17 protein-coding genes are annotated in these 22,995 nt (G+C 58.2%); 8 read left to right on the forward strand and 9 right to left on the reverse strand.

Annotated elements, in window-relative coordinates; all coding sequences use genetic code 11:
• Positions 1–151: 151 nt before the first annotated feature.
• Positions 152–832 (reverse strand): phosphoglycolate phosphatase, encoded by a 681-nt coding sequence (locus tag WFM49_RS09540; protein ID WP_250756594.1) that lies wholly within the window; start codon positions 830–832, stop codon positions 152–154.
• A 211-nt stretch (positions 833–1,043) separates the two neighbouring features.
• Here WFM49_RS09540 and WFM49_RS09545 point away from each other — a divergent pair, with 211 nt between their 5' ends.
• Complete coding sequence (locus WFM49_RS09545; RefSeq protein WP_021447081.1) at positions 1,044–2,846, forward strand: GGDEF domain-containing protein; 1,803 nt, start codon at positions 1,044–1,046, stop codon at positions 2,844–2,846.
• 26 nt (positions 2,847–2,872) lie between these two features.
• Here WFM49_RS09545 and rpe read toward each other — a convergent pair whose 3' ends face one another.
• A complete protein-coding gene (gene rpe / locus WFM49_RS09550; protein ID WP_009458542.1) occupies positions 2,873–3,568 on the reverse strand; it encodes a ribulose-phosphate 3-epimerase in 696 nt (231 codons plus the stop codon).
• 117 nt (positions 3,569–3,685) lie between these two features.
• Here rpe and apaG point away from each other — a divergent pair, with 117 nt between their 5' ends.
• The 7 genes from apaG to WFM49_RS09585 all read left to right on the forward strand — a co-directional run bounded on the left by apaG (position 3,686) and on the right by WFM49_RS09585 (position 12,659).
• Positions 3,686–4,060: a Co2+/Mg2+ efflux protein ApaG gene (apaG, locus tag WFM49_RS09555; RefSeq protein WP_021447080.1), complete on the forward strand. Its 375-nt coding sequence runs from the start codon at positions 3,686–3,688 to the stop codon at positions 4,058–4,060.
• A gap of 15 nt (positions 4,061–4,075) precedes the next feature.
• On the forward strand, positions 4,076–5,371 hold the full coding sequence (gene mltA / locus WFM49_RS09560; protein WP_250756595.1) for a murein transglycosylase A: 1,296 nt from the start codon (positions 4,076–4,078) through the stop codon (positions 5,369–5,371).
• On the forward strand, positions 5,368–6,561 hold the full coding sequence (locus WFM49_RS09565; protein ID WP_009458547.1) for an FAD-dependent monooxygenase: 1,194 nt from the start codon (positions 5,368–5,370) through the stop codon (positions 6,559–6,561). Before mltA ends, WFM49_RS09565 begins: the two co-directional genes overlap by 4 nt.
• 39 nt (positions 6,562–6,600) lie before the next feature.
• Entirely contained in the window at positions 6,601–7,332 is a 732-nt protein-coding gene (locus tag WFM49_RS09570; protein ID WP_009458548.1) for a DsbC family protein, read from the forward strand.
• A 311-nt stretch (positions 7,333–7,643) separates the two neighbouring features.
• Positions 7,644–9,260, forward strand: a complete 1,617-nt coding sequence (locus tag WFM49_RS09575; protein WP_250756597.1) for an EAL domain-containing response regulator — start codon at positions 7,644–7,646, stop codon at positions 9,258–9,260.
• Positions 9,261–9,439: 179 nt separating this feature from the next.
• A complete protein-coding gene (locus WFM49_RS09580; RefSeq protein ID WP_164837976.1) occupies positions 9,440–10,972 on the forward strand; it encodes a methyl-accepting chemotaxis protein in 1,533 nt (510 codons plus the stop codon).
• A 109-nt stretch (positions 10,973–11,081) separates the two neighbouring features.
• A complete protein-coding gene (locus tag WFM49_RS09585; RefSeq protein ID WP_336972956.1) occupies positions 11,082–12,659 on the forward strand; it encodes an alpha/beta hydrolase-fold protein in 1,578 nt (525 codons plus the stop codon).
• A 673-nt stretch (positions 12,660–13,332) separates the two neighbouring features.
• Here the strand turns inward: WFM49_RS09585 and WFM49_RS09590 are convergent.
• The 7 genes from WFM49_RS09590 to WFM49_RS09620 form a co-directional block, all read right to left on the reverse strand.
• Positions 13,333–14,115 (reverse strand): 2,3-dihydro-2,3-dihydroxybenzoate dehydrogenase, encoded by a 783-nt coding sequence (locus WFM49_RS09590; RefSeq protein ID WP_250756598.1) that lies wholly within the window; start codon positions 14,113–14,115, stop codon positions 13,333–13,335.
• A gap of 13 nt (positions 14,116–14,128) precedes the next feature.
• On the reverse strand, positions 14,129–14,767 hold the full coding sequence (locus WFM49_RS09595; RefSeq protein WP_009458555.1) for an isochorismatase family protein: 639 nt from the start codon (positions 14,765–14,767) through the stop codon (positions 14,129–14,131).
• 14 nt (positions 14,768–14,781) lie between these two features.
• Entirely contained in the window at positions 14,782–15,987 is a 1,206-nt protein-coding gene (locus WFM49_RS09600) for an isochorismate synthase (protein WP_336972957.1), read from the reverse strand.
• Positions 15,988–16,055: 68 nt separating this feature from the next.
• Complete coding sequence (locus WFM49_RS09605) at positions 16,056–17,453, reverse strand: YncE family protein (RefSeq protein WP_336972958.1); 1,398 nt, start codon at positions 17,451–17,453, stop codon at positions 16,056–16,058.
• Positions 17,454–17,550: 97 nt separating this feature from the next.
• Positions 17,551–18,801 (reverse strand): enterobactin transporter EntS, encoded by a 1,251-nt coding sequence (entS, locus tag WFM49_RS09610; RefSeq protein ID WP_125303948.1) that lies wholly within the window; start codon positions 18,799–18,801, stop codon positions 17,551–17,553.
• Between the two features lie 3 nt (positions 18,802–18,804).
• Entirely contained in the window at positions 18,805–22,728 is a 3,924-nt protein-coding gene (locus WFM49_RS09615) for an amino acid adenylation domain-containing protein (protein WP_336972960.1), read from the reverse strand.
• Positions 22,729–22,749: 21 nt separating this feature from the next.
• On the reverse strand, positions 22,750–22,995 hold the full coding sequence (locus WFM49_RS09620) for a phosphopantetheine-binding protein (RefSeq protein WP_003804459.1): 246 nt from the start codon (positions 22,993–22,995) through the stop codon (positions 22,750–22,752).

Below are 22,995 nucleotides of genomic sequence, written 5' to 3' on the forward strand. Positions count from 1 at the left end.
ATTACCGGGCTTATTTTCCTGGAGGCGGTCCGCTGTTTACTACTTTGCAGGGACGCCAGACTTCAAGGTTATATCTACCCGATACACGAACGCCACCAGCGCCAATAAGCGCCGTAGATTGTGGATGCGTGAGTGCGAGTAGACATGAATTTTATGACGTAAATATGGTGTTGCGTTTATTGCGCAGCCAGGTGGCCGCGTCGGCAATAGAGGCAACTATACCATCGGAATCCAGGCTTTGCACATCCTTGCCTTCGTTATAGCCGTAAGGAACCAACAGTACGGGGATGTTCGCCGCACGCGCTGCCTGGGCGTCATTCATGGAATCCCCAATGACCAAGGCCTGTTCGGGAGTCAGTTTCATTTGCTCGCAGGCGTAGACAAAAGGCATGGGGTCGGGCTTTTTGCGCGGGCAGGTATCACCGCCCACCACCAGCTCGAAGTACGGGCCCAAACCTGTTTGTTCCAGCAAGGGGCGGGCAAATTGTTCGGGCTTGTTGGTGACCACAGCCAGACGCAATCCCTGGCTTTTAAAGTCATCCAATCCTTCTAGTACACCCGGATACAGGCGGCTGTGTTGGCCATTACATAATTGGTAATGGTAATAAAATGATTCCAATGCCGGGGTGTAGTCGGCAGGAGGTTCAGGTAGATCGGTCAGAGCGCGTCGCACCAGGTTTTCCGAGCCTTTACCCACGAAAGTGGCGATGCGCTCCTCTGGGAGCGGGGGTAAACCCAGGTCGATACGCATGGCATTACATGCCGAGGCCAGATCGGGAATGGTATCGAGCAGGGTTCCATCCAAATCAAACAGCACAGAGAAAATATTCATCTTTTTGTAGCGGACTTGTGACAAAATATTGTCAAATTCCTGTTAAGGTCGAGCAGAAAAAAGTTTTCGGAACGTCGGGTTTTCATTTCGTTTGATTCATCATGTTAAAGCTCCTTACTGCACGCGGGCTTATCAATTTAGTGAGCAAACCGTATTTTGGTACAAGATTGGCTTTCGATAGTCCGTTCAGAAAGGCCCTAGGAGCGGAAGTATGATGCTCGATACATTTCATCAGATTCTCGTAGAAAAACAAGTTACGCCGGTCTTTCAGCCCATTGTGGATTTGCAGTCCGGCTTGATTCTGGGTTACGAGGGTTTGATTCGAGGGCCAAAGGACAGCAGTTTTTATTCGCCCTTGGCCTTGTTTGACGCCGCCCGGCAATGTGGCCGCTTATGGGATCTGGAAGAGCTGTGTTGCCATACCTTGGTCAGCAGTTTCAAGCAGCAGGGTTTGGCGGGCAAACTGTTTTTGAACTCCAGCCCGGATGTGGTGATGCGCATGTTGCCTTCGGCCCGCATCGAACCGCGTACCGGTATGCCTCAGCTGGATGGCATTGATTGGAGCCGGGTGGTGGTCGAATTGACCGAATCCGAGCGTACTGACAGCTACGACTATCTGAATCAGGCTATTGAGCTTTATCGAAAAGAAGGCCTGCAGTTTGCCATTGATGATCTGGGTGAAGGCTATGCCTCGCTGCGCTTGTGGTCCGAATTGCGGCCCGAGTACGTCAAGATCGACAAATACTTTGTGCGCGATATTGATACTGATGTGCTCAAGCAGCAATTGGTACGCTCCATTTGCGATATTGCCAGCCATGCTCAATCCGTTGTGATTGCAGAAGGGATTGAAACCGGCGCGGAACTACGCACCTTGCGGTATTTGGGCGTGGCCTGTGGGCAGGGCTATTTGCTGTGTCGCCCTCAACCTAACCCCCCGCCTCAGCTGGAGCCCGCGCAAGCCGCGCTGTTTGGACCATCCACTGTGCGCACTCAGCGTCAAGTGCAAGGCCGTGATTCCATGAGCGTGCGGCGTTTACTGCGTGCCGCGCCTGCGGTGCCTGATAATACACCCACGAATCGTGTGTATGAGCTGTTTCAAAGCCACCCGGATCTTAGTGCCGTGGCTCTGGTGCGAGGGGACAGGCCGACGGGTATTTTGCGTCGTAGTCAGCTTTATGATCAGCTTGCCCGGCCTTATCACCGCGAACTGTATGGCAATAAGCCATGCTCCCTGTTTATTGAAACCCCACCGCTGATTGTTGACTGCGATACCAGCTTGCTGGAGTTGGGCACCTTGATGACGCAGGGAGCGGGGGATGCCTTGAGTGATGGTTTCATCATTACCGGGGCGGGCGAGTATCTGGGCCTGGGCTCCAGTGTGGAGCTGATGCGTGAAATTACGCAGATTCAGATCATGACGGCGCGTTATGCCAATCCACTGACGCAATTGCCGGGTAATGTGCCGATTAATGAGCATATTGATGGTTTGCTGCGTAATCGGCAGAACTTCGCTGTGTGCTATGCGGATCTGGACCACTTCAAACCCTATAACGATTTGTACGGCTATCGCAAAGGCGATGAGCTGCTACGCTCCATGGCCGAGCTCTTCACCCGTTACGCGGTGGCTCGCATGGACTTTGTGGGCCATGTGGGGGGTGACGATTTTATTTTGGTGTTTACCAGCCCGGACTGGGCCGAGCGCTGCCAAAGCATTCTGGACGAGCTGGAAAAAGAGCTGGAGTCCTTGTATAGAGTGGAGCATCGGCAAGCAGGCGGCTATCTGGCTGAAAACCGTCAAGGCGTGCTGGTGTTTCATCCGCTAGTGAGCCTGTCTTTAGGTGTGGTCACAGTCGATGAGCCCGAATTGTATTCGGGCTCTTTAATTGCGGAGCTGGCCAGTTCTGCCAAGGCACAGGCCAAGCGTGTACAGGGCAATGCCTTGTTTGTGGAGCGCCGCCGCCCCGACAGTGCGGTTCGGCAGAGCAGTTATAGCCGCAATACGACGTTGCAGTAGCGGAAACAGCAGGCCGGACGCAGGATTTAGGCCTGCTCTGCCAGAGCGATTTGCGCGCGCATGTCGCGGATGACCTGAGCGTAGTCGGGCTGACCAAAAATAGCCGAACCGGCCACAAAGGTGTCAGCACCGGCTGCACGGATGGCGCCGATATTGTCCACCTTCACGCCACCGTCGATTTGCAGAAGGATGGGCTGACCACCCTCTGCAGTCCACGCATCAATGCGGGCGCGGGCTTGGCGCAGCTTGTCCATGGCGCTGGGGATAAAGGCCTGGCCGCCAAAGCCGGGGTTAACGGACATCAGCAGGACCAGATCCAGCTTGTCCATCAGGTGATCCATCCAGTTCAGCGGGGTGGCCGGGTTGAATACCAGGCCGGCCTTACAGCCGTGGTCACGGATCAGCGACAGGGTGCGGTCCACGTGGCGCGAGGCTTCGGGGTGAAAGCTGATGTAATCGGCACCGGCTTTGGCAAATTCGGGGATCAGCGCATCCACGGGCTCCACCATCAGGTGTACGTCGATGGGGGCAGTGGTGTGGGGGCGCAGCGCAGCACAGACCATGGGGCCGAAAGTCAGGTTCGGTACAAAGTGGTTGTCCATGATGTCGCAGTGAACCCAGTCGGCACCGGCGGCGATAACATTGCGGACTTCTTCACCCAGGCGGGCGAAGTCGGCCGATAAAATACTGGGAGCGATACGTGTGGAGCTGGCTTGGGACATAATAGGTGCCGTAAAGATTAGACATCACGAAAATCGTGGCCATATGTCATCATTATAGTTTCAAGCGGGGGGCTGTGCAGCGCCCCGTATTTGTACAGCCGTAACCTGGAATCCATCATGAAGCCTGACGATATTGAGGTGCAGATCACGCCCCAGTACCTGCCTGAGCAATCCGAGCCCGATAGCAATCAATATGTTTTTGCCTATACCGTACGGATTACCAACAATGGACAGCAGACGGCCCAGATTATCAGTCGTCACTGGATCATTACGGACGACAATCAGCAGGTTCAGGAAGTGCGTGGCCTGGGCGTTGTAGGGCAACAGCCGGTGCTGGCTCCAGGTGAGACCTTTGAGTACACCAGTGGTTGCCCCCTGAACACGCCGTTTGGCACCATGCGCGGCAGCTATCAATGTGTTGGTGAAAATGGTGTGCCCTTTGAGGTCGCCATTCAGGAGTTCATCCTTTCCTCTCCCCGTACCTTGCACTAAGGGCCAAACCCAGCCATGAAGATAATTTATTGCGTGCCAGCCGTACTGCTGGCATTAAGTGCCTGTTCCACCATTCCTGGGGATCAGGGTTCTTCGCCAACGGCTCCGGGTACAGCAGAAGGCGGTCCTGATATCGCTCTGCAACCGTTGCGCGTGCCGTCCTTGTCGGCACTGCCGGAAACCCCGGCGCGTGCGTTGGCAGGGCGTTATCAAGCCGTGAACTGGTCCGCCTTGCCGGGCTGGCAGGCTGATTCGCTGGACCATGTCTGGAAAGGTTTCATCAATAACTGCAAGGGCCTGATGCGTCCTGTCAGCGGTTCGCTGGCCATGCCCGCACGTGCCAATCCCCGTGCCTGGCAGCCTGTTTGTCAGGCTGCGGCTTCTGCCGGTCTGAACGCTGACACCAAAGATACGGCTGCTGTACGTGATTTTCTGCAGCAACAGTTGCAGCCCTGGCGTTTGCTGACCGGCGACGGCAAGGTGGCTCAAAATACGGTCACGGGCTATTACGAGCCTTTGCTCAAGGCCTCGCGCACCCGTAGTTCCAGCTATCAATGGCCGCTTTTCGCTGCGCCGGATGATTTGTTGACGATTGATCTGGGTAGCTTGTATCCCGAGCTGGCAGGCAAGCGTATTCGCGGCAAGCAAGTGGGCAAACGCATTGTGCCTTACGACACACGCGAGCAGATCGTATCCAGGCAGGAGCGCCAGCCACCCGTGATCGTGTATGCGGAAGATCCGGTAGAAGGCTTTTTTCTGCAGATCCAGGGCTCGGGTCGTGCGGTCCTGCCCGATGGCAGCGCCGTGCGTCTGGCCTATGCCGACCATAACGGTCGCCCTTATGCCTCGGTAGGCCAATGGCTGGCCAAGCAGGGCGAGATGCCTTTGGCGCAGACTTCCATGCAAAACATCAAGGCCTGGGCCAAGCGCAATCCGCATCGCGTTCAGGAAATGATGAATGTAAATACCGCTATGGTGTTCTTCCGCGAAGAGGCCATTGTGGATCCGGAGCTGGGCCCTAAAGGTGCCTATGGCATTCCCTTGATTGGTCTGCGTTCCGTGGCTATTGACCCCACGTACGTGCCTTTGGGTACGCCTGTGTACTTGGCTACCTCGCAGCCTGCTTCTAACCAACCTTTGCAGCGACTGGTTTTTGCTCAGGACACGGGCGCGGCGATTAAAGGTGCCGCACGTACCGACTTGTACTGGGGCACGGGCGATCAGGCTGGTGCGCAGGCAGGGCGCATGAAGCAGCAAGGTCAAATGTGGCTGTTGTGGCCACGTCAGGCAGGAGCACCGAGCGCACGATGAGCAAAGAACGAATTGTGGTGTGTGGAGGGGCCTTGGCCGGTATGGCCAGCGCCCTGGGTTTACGCAAGGCCGGGTTTGATGTCAGCATCCTGTCCCCCGCTTACAAGCCTATGGAACTGGCGGCGGGGCAGTATCACCCCCGTGTCTACGCCGTCTCGGTCGCCAGCCAGCGTTTTCTGACGCAGTTGGGTGCCTGGAACTTGATGTCGGCCCAGCGCATTTCGCCAGTGCAGGCCATGGAAGTACATGGTGATGGCGGCGGTTGCCTGAATCTGCATGCTTGGCAGGACGCGCAGGATTATCTGGCCTGGATCGTTGAGTCCGGACAGATGGAGCAGGCGCTGTATCAGGCCTTGCAAGTGTTCGGTGTGCCTTGGATTGAAGACCGTTTCGAGCGTCTGGAAGGCAAGACCATCATCACCGCCGGACAGAAGCGCATCAGCGCCGATTTGTTTGTGGGGGCAGATGGTGCCCGTTCCGGCCTGCGGTCTGCCGCTGGTATTGAGCATCATGGTCGTGAGTATGGGGACGCCGGTTTGGTGGCCCACTTCAACGTAGAGCGCCCGCACCAGCAAGTTGCCTTGCAGTGGTTTACTGGCGATTCGATTCTGGCCCTGTTGCCTATGCCGGATGTGGATGGTAAACCTCAAGTCTCCATGGTCTGGTCCGTGCCGCAAGCGCAGGCCGACAAGGTGCTGGCCATGCCCTCAGAGGAGCAGGCGCAGTATCTGCAAAACAGCTTGTTCTCTTTATCCAATGGCCGTTTGGGGCAATTAAGCTTACGTAGCCCGGTACACGGTTTCCCTTTGACCTTTGAGCGTAGCGGCCTGGTGTCGCCCGGTGTGGCCTTGGTGGGTGATGCGGCACATCGCGTCCATCCTTTGGCTGGCCAGGGTTTGAATCTGGGTCTGGGCGATATCGAAGCCCTGATCAAGGTCTTGTCCGAGCGCGGCCCGCATTATTCGGTCGGTGATATGCGTGTACTCAATCGCTACAAGCGCGCTCGCGCTGAACCGATTGCGGCCATGCGGGCAGCCACCGATGGCTTGTATCGTCTGTTTGCGGCACCGGGGGCACCGGCTTCCATGCTGCGCAATGCCGGTATGCAAGTGGTGGACCGCCTGCCCTGGGTGAAACGCCGCCTGATTGCGCATGCTGCCGGCGTCAGCCCCGGCGCGCTCTTGTTCTAAGGCCGCTAGGGTCTTGTCGATTAGCAAAGGAAGTACGTCATGATGTTGCACCTTCGTTCTGTATTGGCACTGGCGCTTTTGTCGCTGTGCAGCCTGGCTCAGGCCGCCAGCCCCGCCAAAGTAGACACACGTTTCGAGACTACCCGCCAGGCCTTTGAAGCCGCTTTCCCCGGCGTGACGGTCGATGGTATTCGCGCCACACCATTTCCCAATTTGCTGGAAGTGGAAGTGGGCGGCACCTTGCTCTACACCGACCCGCAGGCCAGCTTTGTGATGCAGGGTTCTTTGCTGGATAGCAAAACTCGTGTTGATCTGACCGAGCAGCGCATGCAGGAACTCAATCGTGTGTCGCTGAATGACTTGCCGCTGGATAAGGCTATCAAGCTGGTAAAAGGCGACGGTAGCCGTCAAATGGTGGTTTTTGAAGATCCCAATTGCGGCTATTGCAAACGTCTGCATACAACTTTGCAGGAGATCGACAATGTTACGGTTTATAGCCTGATGTTTCCCATCCTGGGACCGGATAGCCGCCGCAAAGCCGAGGACATCTGGTGTGCCCAAAACCCCGCTAAAACCTTGAGTGATTGGATGGGGGGCGGAGTGCGACCCGAGAAAGCCTCGTGTGAGCATCCATTGGATCAGTTATTGGCAGTGGGACAAAAACTGCGCGTTCAAGGTACCCCGGCCATTTACTTTGCCGATGGTAGCCGCGCTGATGGCTGGCTGCCTGCTGCCCAGTTGCAGTCTCGCCTGGACGCTGCCGCCCAGTAAGTATTCTGCCTGGTCTTGAGCTAGAACAACCCGCTTTCGAGCGGGTTTTTTATGCCCCATCGTTATGGAAACTATAATTATTTGTGGGGCATGATTTTAAAAAAACAGCGATTAGAAAATAATCCCGAGATGGTTCAGGCGGTAAGGCGGACGTTATTTTGAAGACAAAAAATTTCAAACGCCACATTTGACCATTCTTTACTTTGTGCTCCGTATTCTAGAAGTGATAATTCTAACTATTGATAAAAATAGTATTGTCGGCCCTCGCCGGGACCGTCGTGGGACTGACAATAATTAAATAGTAGGCGCTTATGGAACATGCACACTGCGTGTTGATTGTTTTGGAAGAAGGCGAAGGCTTGCACTACTGGCTGGAGCAACTGCGGGTTTTCGGTACCAAGACAAGCGTTGTCAGATCCCTGGAGAAGGTAGCCGAGGCGCGTCTGAGCCAGGCCGATCTGTTGCTGTTTCCTGTTGAGACGGGCTACGTGCCTTTGATGGTGGCCAAATTGCGCAATGACTTTGGCTCGCTGGGTATTGTGGCCGTTCAGTCCGGCCTGTCTGCCAGTGCTCGTGTGCAGTTGCTGCTGACGGGTGCTGATGCGTGTCTGGCTATGGATGTGCAAGTTCCCGAGCTGATGGCCTGGTGCCATGCCGTGCGCCGCCGTAATGTGTATGCCGCCGTGGGTGCCGCCCAGGCGATGGAAGAGGTTCAGGATCAGAGTGGCCAGCAGGAATGGATCTTGCGCGATAAAGGCTGGACTCTGGTGGCTCCCAATGGGGTGGGACTGGAACTGACGCATAGCGAACGTCAATTAATGGACGCATTCATCCGCCATGCGGATGCCCGTTTCAGCCGTGAAGACCTGATGCGCGACAAAGGCCTGGCTGCCAGTGACAGCCGTGCAGTGGATTCCCTGATCAGCCGTTTGCGCCGCAAGGCCACTCAGGCAGGGGTGGCCTTGCCGATCAAGTCGGTGCACGGCTGGGGCTACACCTTTACGGGCAAGTTGATCGCCCAGCAAGAGCCGCAAGATACTGAAATCATGGAGTTTTACGCCCAGCGCGACGAGCAGGAAGCGTCCCAGCCCACGCCGCTGGAACTCTTGCGTGCGCTGGAAACTCTGGATGTGCTTGATCCGCAGGCCAGCGAAGCGCTGTCTTTCTCTTATCAGTTGCGGGTGGCGACCAGTACGGGCCAATACAGTGGTGTGGACGCCCAGGTGTTCTGGACCTCGCCCACAGGCTTGCGTCTGTCATCGGATCTGGTGCTGCGCCATATGCCTGACGCCATTCACCGTCAGGCTTTGTGCGAATGGATGCTGCGTACTCTGATGGCTGACGTGCGTCGCTGGTGGCAGGAGTATTCGCTGCGTGCCAGCCATATTGGTCTGAAGTTGCCCATCGATATGCTGCTGCCCCTCTATAAGCGCATGCCCAGCATGTTGAGTCAGTTCGAGCTGCAACCTTGCTGTGTAGAGCTGGACTTGTTCAGCGACGAGGAATTGGAAGAAACACCAGAACTGATCCAGGCTTTGCAGTTTCTGAAAGAACAGGACATTCAGGTCTGGCTGACCAGCCCCGATATTGAGAACAGCAAGCTCAACCGTTTGCGTGGCTGGCCAATCAGCGGCGTCAAACTGGAAGCCGAGGTTATTCAGCGCGCCTGCCGTGAACCGACGTTCAAGGCATTGCTGGAAACCGCGTGCCATTTACTGAGCGAGCAGGGTTTTGAGCTGGTTATCAAAGGCGTCGATAACCTGGAACAGCGCGATCTTGCCTTGAATCTGGAGCTGGGTCATTACCAGGGGCGTCTGACCTCGGAATTGATGTCTGAAGATGGCTTCTTGCTGACTCTGGCCAGCAGCGAACCTTCTTTTGGCCAAGGCCATGAAGCTTCCCGACGCTTGAGCGGTAGTGTTTTATAAGCCGCCTTAGCATCCAATTATCTCGATATGTAACTTTAATTAAGTATTTCAAGCCCGAGGCCGTTACCCAGCTTGTTCGATGGGGCCTCCATGCAGGCCGACCGTGGTGACACGGTCGGTTTTTGCGTACCTGGGACCTGTCTTTTCAGCGTTGCTCGGGGAATATGATGCGTTTGGGCTTGAAACAGAAGTTGTGGTTGCCATTGATCTTGTGCTTGATGGCGTTGGTGGCGGTTTTTGCGTTTGTGAACTATCAGCTCTATCAGGCACAGATGGAAGAGCGAAAAAGTAGTTTGCAGCACATCGTCAATATTGCAGTAAACATTACGCAGGACTATCAGCAACTGGTCAGCAAAGGCGTTCTCAGCAAGGAAGAGGCGCAAAAGCAGGCGCTGCAACGCATCGCTAGTATTCGTTTTGGGCAGGAAGGTTATGTGTCGGTGTTATCGACCGATGTGGTGTCCATCATGAATCCCAGCCGACCGGAGCTGGACGGCCAGAACGTCAGTGCCGTGGTCGACAGCAACGGCGTGCACCCTTTTGCCGAGATGAGCCGCATCGGCCGCAATGGTGGCGAAGGTTTTCTGGAGTATCACTGGCCCAAGCTTAGCGACAAGAGCAATGCCCCCAAACTGGCCTTTGGCAAAGGGGTGACGCAGTGGGATTGGGTGCTGATTTCGGGCGTTTATATCGACAATATTCAGGCGCGCTTCCTGAGCAATCTGCTCAGCTCGTCACTCGTGTTCGTTCTGATCGTGCTGCTGGTATCAGCGGTTACTGTGTTTCTGGCGCGCCAGATCTTTGCCGAGCTGGGGGCTGAACCTAAGGTGCTGCATGATGCTGCTCAAGCGATTGCTGATGGGGATTTGCGGGTTGCTCATTCCCTACGTTCGATTCCGGACAATAGCGTGATGGCCTCCATCGAGCAGATGCGCCTGAAGTTGAACGAGGTGATGCGCACGCTGCAACACAGCAGTGGAGTGATTGCGGACGATACCTCGCAACTGTCTGTGGGCAATCTGGAGCTGTCCAGTCGCACGACTCAGCAGGCGGCGGCCTTGCAGGAAACAGCATCGGCCATGGAAGAGATGACGGGCACCGTTCGCATGAGCGAAGAAAACGCCATGCGTGCCGAGGAAGTCTCCAGCCAGGTGCAGAAAACTGCCCAGCATGGTGGTCAGATGGTCAGTGAACTGGTGGACCGCATGGGCGCGATTCGCGATACCAGTGGCAAGGTGGCGGACATTACCACGGTGATTAACTCGATTGCCTTTCAGACCAATATTCTGGCCTTGAACGCGGCTGTGGAAGCGGCGCGAGCCGGTGAGCAAGGTCGAGGCTTTGCGGTGGTGGCCGGTGAGGTACGTGCTCTGGCGCAGCGCACGACGGCGTCAGCCCAGGAGATTGCTCAATTGGTGGAAGCGTCCTCCAATAGCACCCGCGAAGGCGTGCAGTTGATGGGGCAGGTCGGTGAGGTCATTGAGGAGATGGTCACCGGCAGCTCGCAAGTGATGACGATTGTTCACGAGATTGCGGCTTCTACTCGCGAGCAAACCATTGGTATCGAGCAAATCAACGTGGCGGTGGGGCAGTTGGATTCGGCCACTCAGCAAAACGCGGAGATGGTGAACCAGGTGGCGCACACCTCCAGCGAGTTGCAGGAGCAGGTGCAAGAGCTGGATCGTTTGATTCAGGCTTTCCGTCTAGAGTGATGAATGGCGCCGCCTCGAGCCAGCCGAGGGGTGCGCTGATTATTTTTGATCGTATACTGCTTCTTGGTACTGGGCTTGTCCTGCGGCAAACCGGCATTTAGGAGGATGTATGTTGCGCGCACCTGTTGTTGCTGTATTGATGGTGGGAATGGTTGGGTCGGCTTGGGCGGCTACGCTGCCTTCGGCTCAAGGTGAGGTTCAGGCGCACGAACATCATGAACGAATACTGAGCTTGCAGCAAAATGAGCTGGTGCAAGGCAGTTGGCAGCACAGTGGTGATGTGGCGCTGGAATTGTTCGGCCCGGATGGCAAGGCGATTCGTCATTGGGCAGATGCCCCGGAACGGGGTGGCCCTTTTGGCTTTATTGCCAGCACGGCGGGCGAATATCGTTTGCGTGTGCAGGGGCAGGGCGAGTATCAGTGGCAGGTTGAATCGGTTACGGCTCCCCAAGCGCCGGCTCAGGCCGAGCCTTTGCAAGGCGATGTGATCCGTCAGTGGAGCATGCGCTTGCGCGCGGGCGAGCCGTCTCGCGGTTTCTGGGACTATGTGCAGCGTGTAGGTTCGCCTTTGGTGGAGCGCTACAGCACTACGCATGATCGCGTCACGTTTGTCTGGCGCGGTGCCCAGAACGAGGTGCGTCTGCATGGCGGGCCTTTCTCGTATAGCGATCGCATGCATCGTTTGGGTGAGTCGGATATCTGGTACATCACCTACGATTTGCCGCGTGATGCCCGCTTTGCCTATCGCATGGCGCCGGATGTGCCTTATCTGGGCCAGAACCTGGCGCGCGAAGTGCTGCGGGCGGCGTTGCAGCGCGATCCTCATAATGCCAAGGCTTTGCCGGAAAACAGCAAGGATCTGTTTGATGGTGAGTCGGTCTTGCGTTTGACGCAGGCACCTGCCGAAGTGGTGAGCCTGGAGCCGCAGCAGTTGGGGCAGGGGCAATGGCGTACGGAGCGCTTGCCCAGCGAGGCTTTGGGTGTGGAACGGCAGGTGCAGATTTATCAGCCTGCGGGCACTCGGGCTCAGGAAATTGATCACACCTTGATTTTGTTCGATGGTCGCGACTATCGGGATTTGGCGCGTGCGCCGGCCATGCTGGATACCTTGATTGCGCAGGGGCGCGTGGAGCCTATGTGGCTGGTTCTGGTGGACAATCCGGGCATGGCGGAACGGGCTCGTGAGTTGCCGCCTAATGAGGCTTATATCAAGTTTCTGGATAAGGAATTGATGCCTTGGCTCAAGGCCCAAGGGGTACAGTCGACAGCGGACAAGACAGCGATTGGCGGCTCCAGTTATGGTGGTTTGGCAGCCATGAATGCCGCCTGGCGTTTGCCGCAGTGGTTTGGCAATGTCTTGAGCATGTCTGGGTCGTTCTGGTGGGCTCCGACGGGTGATGCTCGTGGGCAGTGGCTGACGCGGCAGATGGCGGACTCAGAAGCTGTGCCAGTGAAGATTTATATGAGCGCCGGGGTGTTTGAGTCTTCAGGTTCCAGCCGGGATGTCAGCCTGGTGCAGGCTAATCGTCATCTGGATGATGTGCTGCGGGCGCGGGGGTATGACGTGCGTTACGTGGAGAGTGCGACGGCACATGATTTTGTGGCGTGGCGGGATGCTTTGGCCTTGGGTTTGGAGCATTTGTTCGGGATTGAGCAGGTTGAGGCTCCGGTCGAGGGTAAAAAGTAGGCTCAGGAGGCTGGACCGGGGGGCTGTTCGGGTCGGGGCAGGCTCCGGCGGGGCTGAGCGCTTGCTGGTGCTGCGCACCAGTTCCCTTGGCATAAGATTGCTACGGGCGGGGCCTGAACTCGCCAGGTACTTGGTCCCCCGGACCAAGTACAAGCGCCTGGCTCAAACAGCAGGCCCCTTGCATCCCTACGCAATCTCAGGCCCGCGGCAAGCACTCTGATCCGCCCCGCCTGAGCCTGCCCCGACCCGAACAGCATGGTGGCAGTGCTCTTGAGTGGGCCTGCTTTCAACGGTTGTTGGCGGGGGCGGTTGGCACGCTGGAGCTGCTCGATCTAGTTCACAGACTCGACGGAATTAAGAGGTAGCTGATAGGAGGCTACCTGCACTGAGCAGGTCTAATCTGATGCTGACCTGACCTGACCTGACCTGACCTGACCTGACCTGACCTGACCTGACCTGACCTGATTCGATCCGATTTGACCTGACTGAGTCTGTCTTCATTGAGCCGCATTTACGATGTTTCGGTTCGTTCGTATTCTTCCTTGACTTGGCAATAGGTGGTCAGTCCTTATCGGCACTGTCACTAGTAGGGATGTTCGTATGCTTTTGTCCGGCCTCGTTCCGATGGGCAATAAAAAGGGCGGAGATTCCGCCCTTTTTTGCGTCTGGCTGTTTAGCCTTGGTCCAGTGTGGCACCGCCGTCCACGCGCAAGTCGGACAGGGTGATGTGGCTGGCGCGGTCCGAGAGCAGGAACAGGACGGCTTCGGCGATTTCTTCGGGGGTGGCGATTTTTTGCAGGGGGATGCCCAGACGGTAGTTTTCGCCGGAACCCGCGATGACGGTTTCGCGCGAGCTGCCTTGTGCCCACATGGCTTGTTGCATGGGGGTGTCGGTGGAGCCGGGGGAGATGATGTTCACCCGGATGCCGTGTGGGGCCAGTTCCAGGCCCAGGCAGCGGCTCAGTTGGGTGACGGCGGCTTTGGAGGCGGCGTAGGCTCCCATAGCGATGCGTGGTGTGGCGGCGGAGTTGGAGCTGACGTTGACGATCGCGCCTTGCTTGCGCTCGATCATGCCTTTGGCCACGTTGCGGCAGACGTTGAAGACGCCGGTGGTGTTGATGGCAAAGGTGCGATCCCATTGTTCGTTGCTCAGCTCGGTGATGCGGCCCATTTGCAGGACGCCCGCGACACAGGCTAAACGATGAATGGGCCCCAGTTTTTCCTGCCCTTGGGCCAGCGCTGCATCGACGGCATCGGCTTGGCTGATGTCGACCAGGTGGCAGGAAACCCGATCACTGTATTCGGATTGACTCAGTTGGGTCAGTCCTTCTACGTCCAGGTCCAGGGCGATGACGCTGGCGCCTCGTTCCAGCAGTAGTTGGGTGACGGCAGCGCCAATGCCACGGGCCGCGCCCGTGACGGCTATGCATTCACCTGCAAATTCTTGTGGGCTCATGTGTGCTTCCTGTTTAGCTTTGCAGGCTGTCCTGGATTTCGGCGCAGGTCAGGCTGACGCCGCAGCGTTGCGAGACGTGGCGGATCGCCATGTGGTGTTCTTCCAGCGAGAAGTCGGCAACGCCGTCGATAGCCAAGAAGGGCTGCACGTCTTGCATGAAGGCTTCCAGGGCGGTGGTCATGCAGCCGATGTGGGCGTAAACGCCGGTGATGATCAGCTGATCGCGGCCCAGATTGCGCAGTTGCTCACGCAGGTCGGAGCGCTGGAAGGCGCTGTAGCGCCACTTGGTCAGCATGATGTCGTTTTCGGCCGGTGTCAGCTCGGGAACCACGGCTTGTTGCTCATGAAATTCGCTGGCGGTCAGGCCGGGGCCCCAGAAGTCGTTTAGCAAGGCGCGGTCTTTCTCGGGTTGCTCGGTAGGCTGGGCGGTGTAGAACACGGGTATTCCCAGCTTGTGGCAAACCTCGCGCAGGGCGGCAATGCGTTCGATCAACATGGGGATAGGAGCCTGGCTCATATCGTATTTCTGCAGAAAGTAGGTCTGCATATCGTGAATGAGCAGGGCGGCACGATTGGGCTGTGGGCGCCAATTGACGCGGTTGGCTACGGGGGTTTGAGGCAGTTCGTAGCTGGGCAAGGCGTGAATGGTCATGAATCGTGTCTCCTTTAGAGGGTTATGTTCTGGGCCAGACCCAATGAGTTAATCAGGGTCATGAGTTTATTGCCGGTTTCCTGGCGTTCCAGGGCAGGGACGGAGCCGTCCACAATGCCGGCGCCAGCCGATAAGGTCAGCTCTTGCTGGGTGTAATGGCCGCAACGAATGGCGACTGCCCATTCGCCGTTGCCTTCGTGGTCGTTCCAGCCTATGGCGCCTGCAAAGTAGCCGCGATCAAAGACTTCAGTGGCTTCGATGGCCTGCATGGCGGGCTGGGTGGGCAGGCCGCAAACGGCCGGCGTGGGGTGCATGGCCAGTGCCAGCTCCAAAGAGGTGACGGACGGGTCACGCAAACGGCCGCTGATACGGGTGGACAGGTGCCACAGGTTGGCGGTGCTGGTCAGGCTGGGGCCATCAGGCATGTCCAGGGAGTCGCAGAACTGGGACAGGATGCGCACCACGTCCTGGATCACGTAGGCGTGCTCGCGCAGGTCTTTGCTGGAATCCATCAAGCTGTCGGCGCTGGCCTGGTCGCGCTGTGGGTCGGCAAAGCGAGGGGCGGTGCCTGCCAGCGGGTTGACGGTAACCAGATCGCCCTGGCGACGCACCAGCAACTCGGGGCTGGCCCCAAAAAACAGATCCGGGTCTTGAGCCTTGCCGCCCGGCAAGGGCAGGGCGTAGGTGTAGCCGGCAGGATTGCTGTGGAGCATATTGCTCAACACAGTCTGACGGTCCAGGGCTTCGTTCAGGGTGATGGTGACAGTGCGGGCCATCACGGTTTTGGCAATGTTCTGTTCGCGCATCGTGGCCAGGATGCGGCTGACGCTGTCTTCGTAGCCTTCGCCATCAGGCAGCAGGCTTTGGCTGGCAATGCTGTTGCTGGATTTGGCCAACGGCGGGCGCTGTACCGGGCGCAGCAGGACGGGATCGCGCTGATATTCTTTGGGAACGCGCAGGTAAGCCTGGCGAGTCGGGTTAAAGGGGATCACTCCCATCAACAGGGGGGCGTCCAGACCTTGCTGAGCGGCTTGCGCCAGCAAGGCTTGGGCATCAGAGAGCAGTTGACCTTGGGCATTGCTGGTATGCCGCTCCAGTGCCGTGCCGTGTGCCATCAAACTGACGGTGGGAGAGGCAAATACGCTGCTGTCGGCCTGGTAATGACCTAACCATTCTTCAATGGTGGCATGGCGGACTTGGTCGGCTATACGGCTATTCATAGGAGTCCTTTTTGGGGCAAGGGTTTTGCCTTGGCGCCCCTTTTCATGGAAGGGGCGCATCGGGCGGTTTACTTCAGGTGCAGGCGTGTGATGCGGTCAGCCGTCTGGTCATCCTTACCTTTGGATTTGTTGACCAGATAGGCATTGCCTTCGCCATCCAGGGAGACGTGGTTGGGGAAGCTGCCGCCGTCCAGGTTGGCAACGATTTCACCCTTACCGTTCACGGCCGTCACGGTGCCCGCACCGCGGGAGGCCACGTAAGCCAGGGATGTCTTGGGATCGAAGACCACGTTCAGGGCACCGGCACCGATCTTGATGTCGTGCTGAACGGCACCGTCTTTGGCATTGATGATCAGCAGGTTGTCGCTGCCTTGGGCGGCGACGTAGACCTGGTCATTCTTGCTGTCTACCGACACACCAGCCAGACCACGTGCACCGGGCACGGGGAAGACGGTTTGAGCATTGCCGTTTTTCAGGTCAATAATGATCAGCTCGTTGGTGCTGGCGCTGACGGTGTACAGACGGTCTTTTTCAGCGTCCAGAATCAGGCTCATGCTGCCGGGCTTGTTGCGGGTCTTCGATTGCAGCTCGATCAGGTCCAGCTGAGTCAGCTTCTTGGTGTCGAATACAGCGATGGTGTTGGCGCCGGGCGAGGACACGTAGGCACGGTCTGTTTTCTCGTCTACAACCACGTCGCGTGGGTGGCTGACGACGCCGTCTTCAAACTGTTTGACCAGTTTCAGGTCTTTCTGGCTGTAGACAGCAATGGAGCTGCTGCGGGTGTTGGTGACCCAGACATTGCCTTGCTTGTCGTCCACGTCCACACCGTAAACGGCTTGAACCTGACCATCGTCACGGCCTTTTTGGGCGGCAGGTGTCACGCTGGCTTCAACCGCCAGGGTCTTGGGGTTCACTTTCACCAATTGCGACTGCTTGACGGGTGGGCGGCCCACGGCGGAAGTCACGAACAGCACTTTGTTCTTGGGGCTGTAGGCGCTTTGGTACAAGCCGGGCACCAGGTGCTGGGATTGCAGTTCGAATTTGTCCTGACCGCTCAGCTCAACTTTTGGGGACACCTTCAGATTGAAGATGTCGGCCGTCGAGGGCTTGCTGACTTGCATGACCACAGGGTGCACGCCCACAGCGGCGTCAGCGGGGATGGCGATCTTGGTGCTCAGATTGCCTTCTTTGTCGGCAACCAGGGCTTGAGGGGTCAGAGTGTGACCGTTTTGCAGCAGGATCACTTCCTGGCCGGGGGTGAAACCACGGCCTGCCAGTTGGGCTTCGGAGCCTGCATAGACCACGCCAGCAGCATTCAGGGAACCGCGAAAGTCAGCATCAGGCTGGTCAAAAGCGGGGGCTGCAAAGGCATTGGCCAGGGACAGGGACAGGACGGCTGCGCTCAGGCCGGCCTTGCGCAGCAGTGCGGCAGGGGTACGGCGAATGCAATTGACATTGATTAGCATCTTTTAATCCTAAATAAAGGTTCGGTCGACAAGACGGTCCATGTAGGAGATCTTTCTACAGGCGTGCAGCAGGCGTGGGTAGAACAAAAGCGAGATGTCAGGCATTGGGCGGGCCATCCTGTTTGCTGGCCGAACGCAGGCCTTGGTTGAACACGCCGAAACCGCAAGCGACAGCGGCACAGGCCAAACCACCCACGGCCACGGCGACTGCCGGGCCCAGCAGACGGGACAGATAACCCATTTGCATATTGCCCAGGGCCTGGCCCAGGGAATATTGCGTCATCCACAGGCTGGAGACACGGCCCAACAGGTAATCGGGGGTGTGGTGCTGAACCAGCGCCATACGCATGATTTTGGAGATGGTGTCGGCAGCACCCATGATGGCCAGGCAGATCAGCGCCCACCACAGCGTGGTTTGCAGGGACAGGGCCGCAACCGCCAGGCCCCAGATCAGCACGGCAATCACAATGGCAGCACCTGGGCGGGATACCTGACGGCACCAGCCACTGGACAGGGCGGCCAGCGTGGCACCCACAGCCGGAGCGGCATACAGATAGCCGGTGGCGGTGGCGCCCATTTTCAGAATGGTGTCGCCCCACTCGGGCATCAGGGCCAAAGGCGTGGCCAGAATCAGGGCAGCCAGATCAATCAGCAACAGGGCGCGCAGCAAGGGGTGGCTGGCCACAAAACCAAGGCCATCACGCAGGGATTGGAAGGCGTTTTTCTGAGGCTGCTTGCCCGCTTGCGGAGGCAATGGCGGCAGAGCACGCAAGAGCAAAGGGGTGACGATGACACCGCACAGGACAATCACGTAGCAGAAAATCAGGCCGGGACCGGAGATCAACACGCCAGCCAGTGCGGGGCCGATAATACCGCCCAACTGCATGGCCAGACCGGACAGGGCGGCCGCAGCGGCCAGCTTGTCTCGACCGACCAGTGCCGGGGTAGCGGACATCATGGCCGGGACGCTGATCCCGCCTGCCGCACCACCAATGGCAGCGGCCACATAGATCAACCAGACCTGCGGGTTGGGCAGCAGCGTATTGAGCAGGAACAGCACCACGCTGATGATGTAGACACTGCGCGACCAGACCATCAGGCTGCGCCTGTCCATGCGGTCCGACAAGACACCGCCGGCAATCAGTGCCAGCACCATGGGGGTGGCCATGGATACATTCAGGAAAGCAACGGCCACACTGGATTTGGTCAGCTCATAAAGCTGCACGCTGGCAGCCACCATCAACATGCCGGTGACCAGCACCGTGGCGGCCCGAGCGAAGTAGGCAAAGCGGAATGCTCGACTTTCGATTAGTGGCGAGATATCCAGAAAGAAACGTCTTACAGACATGGCTTATACATCGAGTTCAGGTTGGGCTTGTGCCTGTTCGGCAAAAGCCATGGCCGAGTCCATCAGCGGGGCCATGATGGCCACGGCTTCAGTACCGGTCAAATGCGCGTGCAAGGAGGCAATGTCGTGCACATCCAACTGCCCTGTGTAGGGCTTCCACAAATCGGGATGCAATTGTGTGCCGGCGTGATCCAGCGCTGCGCGGAAATAAAGCATGGGGCCGTCATAGACGTGATGCTCGTACAGGCGCACCAGGCGGTTATTGTTTTCCACTACCTGAAATACGCTGTCCAGACGCGTGTCGGGCAACTCGGCCAGCGGGTGACCGCTGCGCTTGAGGAAGTCCACCACACCCTGACGGGTCAGGGAAACGTCGGGCAAGCTGTCTGGGTCGTGGCCCGCAATATGCAGCAGCGCCTTGTAGATGGCATTGGGCTCGGGGGCCGGTTCGTTACGCCACGCGTCGCTGGGATAGGCGTCCAGCAAGGACAACATGCCTACCAGTTGACCGCGACGACGCAGCTCCACGGCCATGGCCTGAGCAATAATGCCGCCCACGGACCAACCTGCCAGATGGTAGGGGCCTTGTGCTTGAACTTGCTCGATACGATCCACATACACCTTGGCCATGGCATCCAGGCTGCCATCCAGACCTAGCGAGGCGTCAGACAGCACACTGGCTTGCAAGCCATAAACAGCGCGGCCGGCAGGCAGGTGACGTGCCAGTGCCGCATAGCACCAGGACAAACCACCGGCCGGGTGAACCACAAACAGCGCGGGCTGATCGTTCGGCCCCGGACGCAAGGTGATGACGGCACCAAAACCATCGGCTGCCGCGCTGCCAGACTGATCCAGATGTTTGGCCAGACGGGCAATAGTGGGGTATTCAAAAATAGTGCCAATTGATACGGCCTGACCGCGTGCTTCACGCAGTATCAAGGCCAGTTTGGCAGCCAGCAGCGAGTGTCCGCCCAAGGCGAAGAAGTCGTCGTCGGCGTAAAACGTTTCGCTGCTTTCCAGTACGGTGGCGAAAGCAGCGGCAATTTGGTGCTGAGTGGCACCGTCCAGCGGCAAGCCTGCCGAGCGGGCCTGCAAGGCAGGAACGGGCAGCGCCTTGCGGTCCAGCTTGCCGTTGGCTGTCACCGGCAGGGCATCCAGGCTGATCCAGGCGCTGGGCACCATGTAGGACGGCAAGTGCTCGCCTACATAAGCGGCCAGCGTGTTGTCCGTGCACTGGCTGCCTGCTTGCGGTACCCAGTAAGCCACAATCGCCATTTGACCGGGTATGTCTTCACGGGCAATCACGGCTACGTGGGCCACATCGGGATGACGCGCCAGCAAGGCTTCAATTTCACCCAGCTCGATACGTTGACCGCGCAGTTTGATCTGGTGATCGGAGCGGCCCAGGAAAATAACCGCGCCATCTTCACGCCAGCGGGCCACATCGCCGGTGGCGTACATGCGGTCGCCATGCAGGGCGTAAGGGTCGGGCACAAAGCGTTCTTCAGTCAGGTCCGGGCGGCCCCAGTAGCCTTGTGCCAACTGTCGGCCAGCCAGGTAAAGATGACCGGCCACGCCGGGCGGTACAGGTTGTAACTGCTCGTCCAGAATGTACAGGGCGGTGTTCCATACGGGGAAACCGATGGGCACAGGCTGGGATTGGTCATCCCGCGACGCAGGCCAGTAGGACACGTCCACGGCGGCTTCGGTTGGGCCGTACAGATTGTGCAGTTCAGCATTCAGCAGGGAATGGAAGCGGTCGCGGGTAGCGGCCGACAGTTCTTCACCACTGCAAAACACCAGGCGCGGAGCCAGTCCACGAGCGGCAGGCTCATCCAGGAAGGCGCTGAGCATGGAGGGCACAAAGTGCAGCACTGTGATGCTTTGTTCGCGCATCAGGCGGGCAATATGAGCCGGATCGCGGTGCGCTTGTGGTGGGGCGACGACCAAGGTTGCACCTGACAGGAAGGGCAGGAAGAACTCCCACACCGACACGTCAAACGTGGCCGGGGTTTTCTGCAAAATTCGATCACCGGCACCAATGCTGTAGTGCGTTTGCATCCATACCAGACGATTGACGATGGCGTCGTGGTTAACCAGCACGCCTTTTGGGGTGCCGGTAGAGCCGGAGGTGTAGATCAGGTAGGAAGGATCGTGCGGACCGGCGGTGGCCCAGTCTGGCGCAGTGCAGGTTTGTTCAGGCTGCGGGACCAGCAAAGAGGCATTGAGCGTGCAACCGGGCTGGCCGACCAGCAGTCGCGGTTGAGCGGCCTGCAAGATGGTGTTCAGGCGATCGGCAGGCTGGTCCAGATCCAGCGGCAAGTAGGCAGCACCAGCACGGTGAATAGCCAGCAAGGACAGCACCAGCTCCAGCGAACGAGGCAGGGCCACGGCGACAATATCGCCGGTCTGCACACCGGCCAGACGCAGTTGCGCGGCCAGATTGGCGGTTTGTTCGTTGATCTGGGCGTAGCTGAGCTTCTTGCCCTCAAATTCCAGGCCACTTTGTTCCGGGTGAGCCTGCAACTGGGCGTGGATCAGCGCCCACAGCGTTGTTTCAGGAACCGGGTGAGCGGTCTGGTTGACGGTCTCAATCCAGTGGTGGTGTTCGGCATCCGTCAAGGTCGGCACGGCAGACAGGGTTTCAGCCTGCAAAGCGCGCAGCAGGAACTGCTCCAGACGGACCAGATGGGTTTGAATCTGTGCGTCGGTGTACAGACGCGGGTTGGCTTCCACTTCCAGACGCAAGCCACTGGCATCGGGTTGGGCGCGGAAGGTGAAGTTCAAGTCTTCCACGGGGCCAGCGCACAGCACGGTCTGGCTGGCGGTCAGGCCCGCTTGTTCGTAGGGTGCATCGAACGGCAGCACGTTGATGATGGGGCCGTGCAGGCGACGCATGCCACCTAGCAAACCCAGATCACGGCGCAGTTGTTCACTACGGTAGCGGCCATGACGACGTGCCTGACGCAGAGCCTTGGAAACTTGGATCAGGTACTGATTCAAGGGCTGGGATTCGTCGATCTGCAAACGCAGCGGAGCCACGTTCATGACGGTGGAGACGATACGGGCACTGATATGGCCCAGACGGCCCATCCAGGGCACGCCCACCGTGCATTCGTCCTGGCGGGTGTGACGGCGCACATAGGCGGCGGTCAGGCCCGTCAGAATGTCTGGCCAGCTGATGTCGCTGCGTTGTGCCAATGCTTGCAGGCTGGCTGTCAGTTCGGGCTTGACGGCGCTGCGTGCCAGCAGGAAATGATGATCGCTCAAAGCCTGGGATTCGCTCAGGCTTTGGGCGGGTTCTGCATCGCTTAATGTGTCCAGCCAGAACTGTCTGTCCTTGCTGCGGCGCTCGCTATTCCGATAGCTTTGATCGTCATCCTGCAAAAGGGTGAACGATTCCAGCGCATGCCCATGATCTTCACGGCCACTTAGCAGGGCCTTGTAGAGCTTGACCACTCGCGTCTCGATCAGTGCCATGCCATAGCCGTCAGCGGCCAGATGATGGATACGCTGATACCAAAGATGGTGCTTGGGCCCCAGTACAAACAGGATGTGTCGTGCCAGTGGCGCAACGGTTGGGTCCAGCGGTGTGCGCAGGTCTGCCATCAGCTGGGCTTGGGCTTGTTCGGCCCCGTCTGCGTGGGCAGACAGGTCCACAATTTCCAGTTGAATGGGCTCTTGCGGGCGCAGGTACTGGGCCGGGCCGTCGGGCGTGTCCACCATGCGCAAGGTCAAGGCATCGGCTTCGGTCAGCGTCAGATTGATGGCTTGCGCAAACAGCGCGGTGTCCAGCGCCGAATGGATATGCGTGCAGTGCCCGGTATTGAAAATCGGGTTGAGCGGGTCCAAACGCTGGGCGTACCACAGACCTTCTTGTGCTTCGGTCAGGGGGCGCAATGGCAGTTCGGAAGGGGAGCTAAACATAAGCGTGTTGCAGTAAGAAAATCAACGGCCGTTCTGTTGGGCGCGTTCGATCAGGGACCACCACTGGCCCAAGGTGACCACCGAGGCCATCTCGGAAAACTCGATAGGAGCGCCAGCTTCGCGCCAGCGGGTGGCCAGGGTCATGACGCGCATGGAGTCCAGACCCAGGTCGATCAGATTGTCATCATCCAGAATGTCCTGGGGGTCTTCATGCAACATGGCGGCAATATCTGCGCGCATGCGTTCCAGGGTAAGTGCAGTACTCAT

This window comes from Alcaligenes sp. PF14, from assembly GCF_037150615.1.
Classification (GTDB): Bacteria; Pseudomonadota; Gammaproteobacteria; order Burkholderiales; family Burkholderiaceae_B; genus Alcaligenes; species Alcaligenes phenolicus.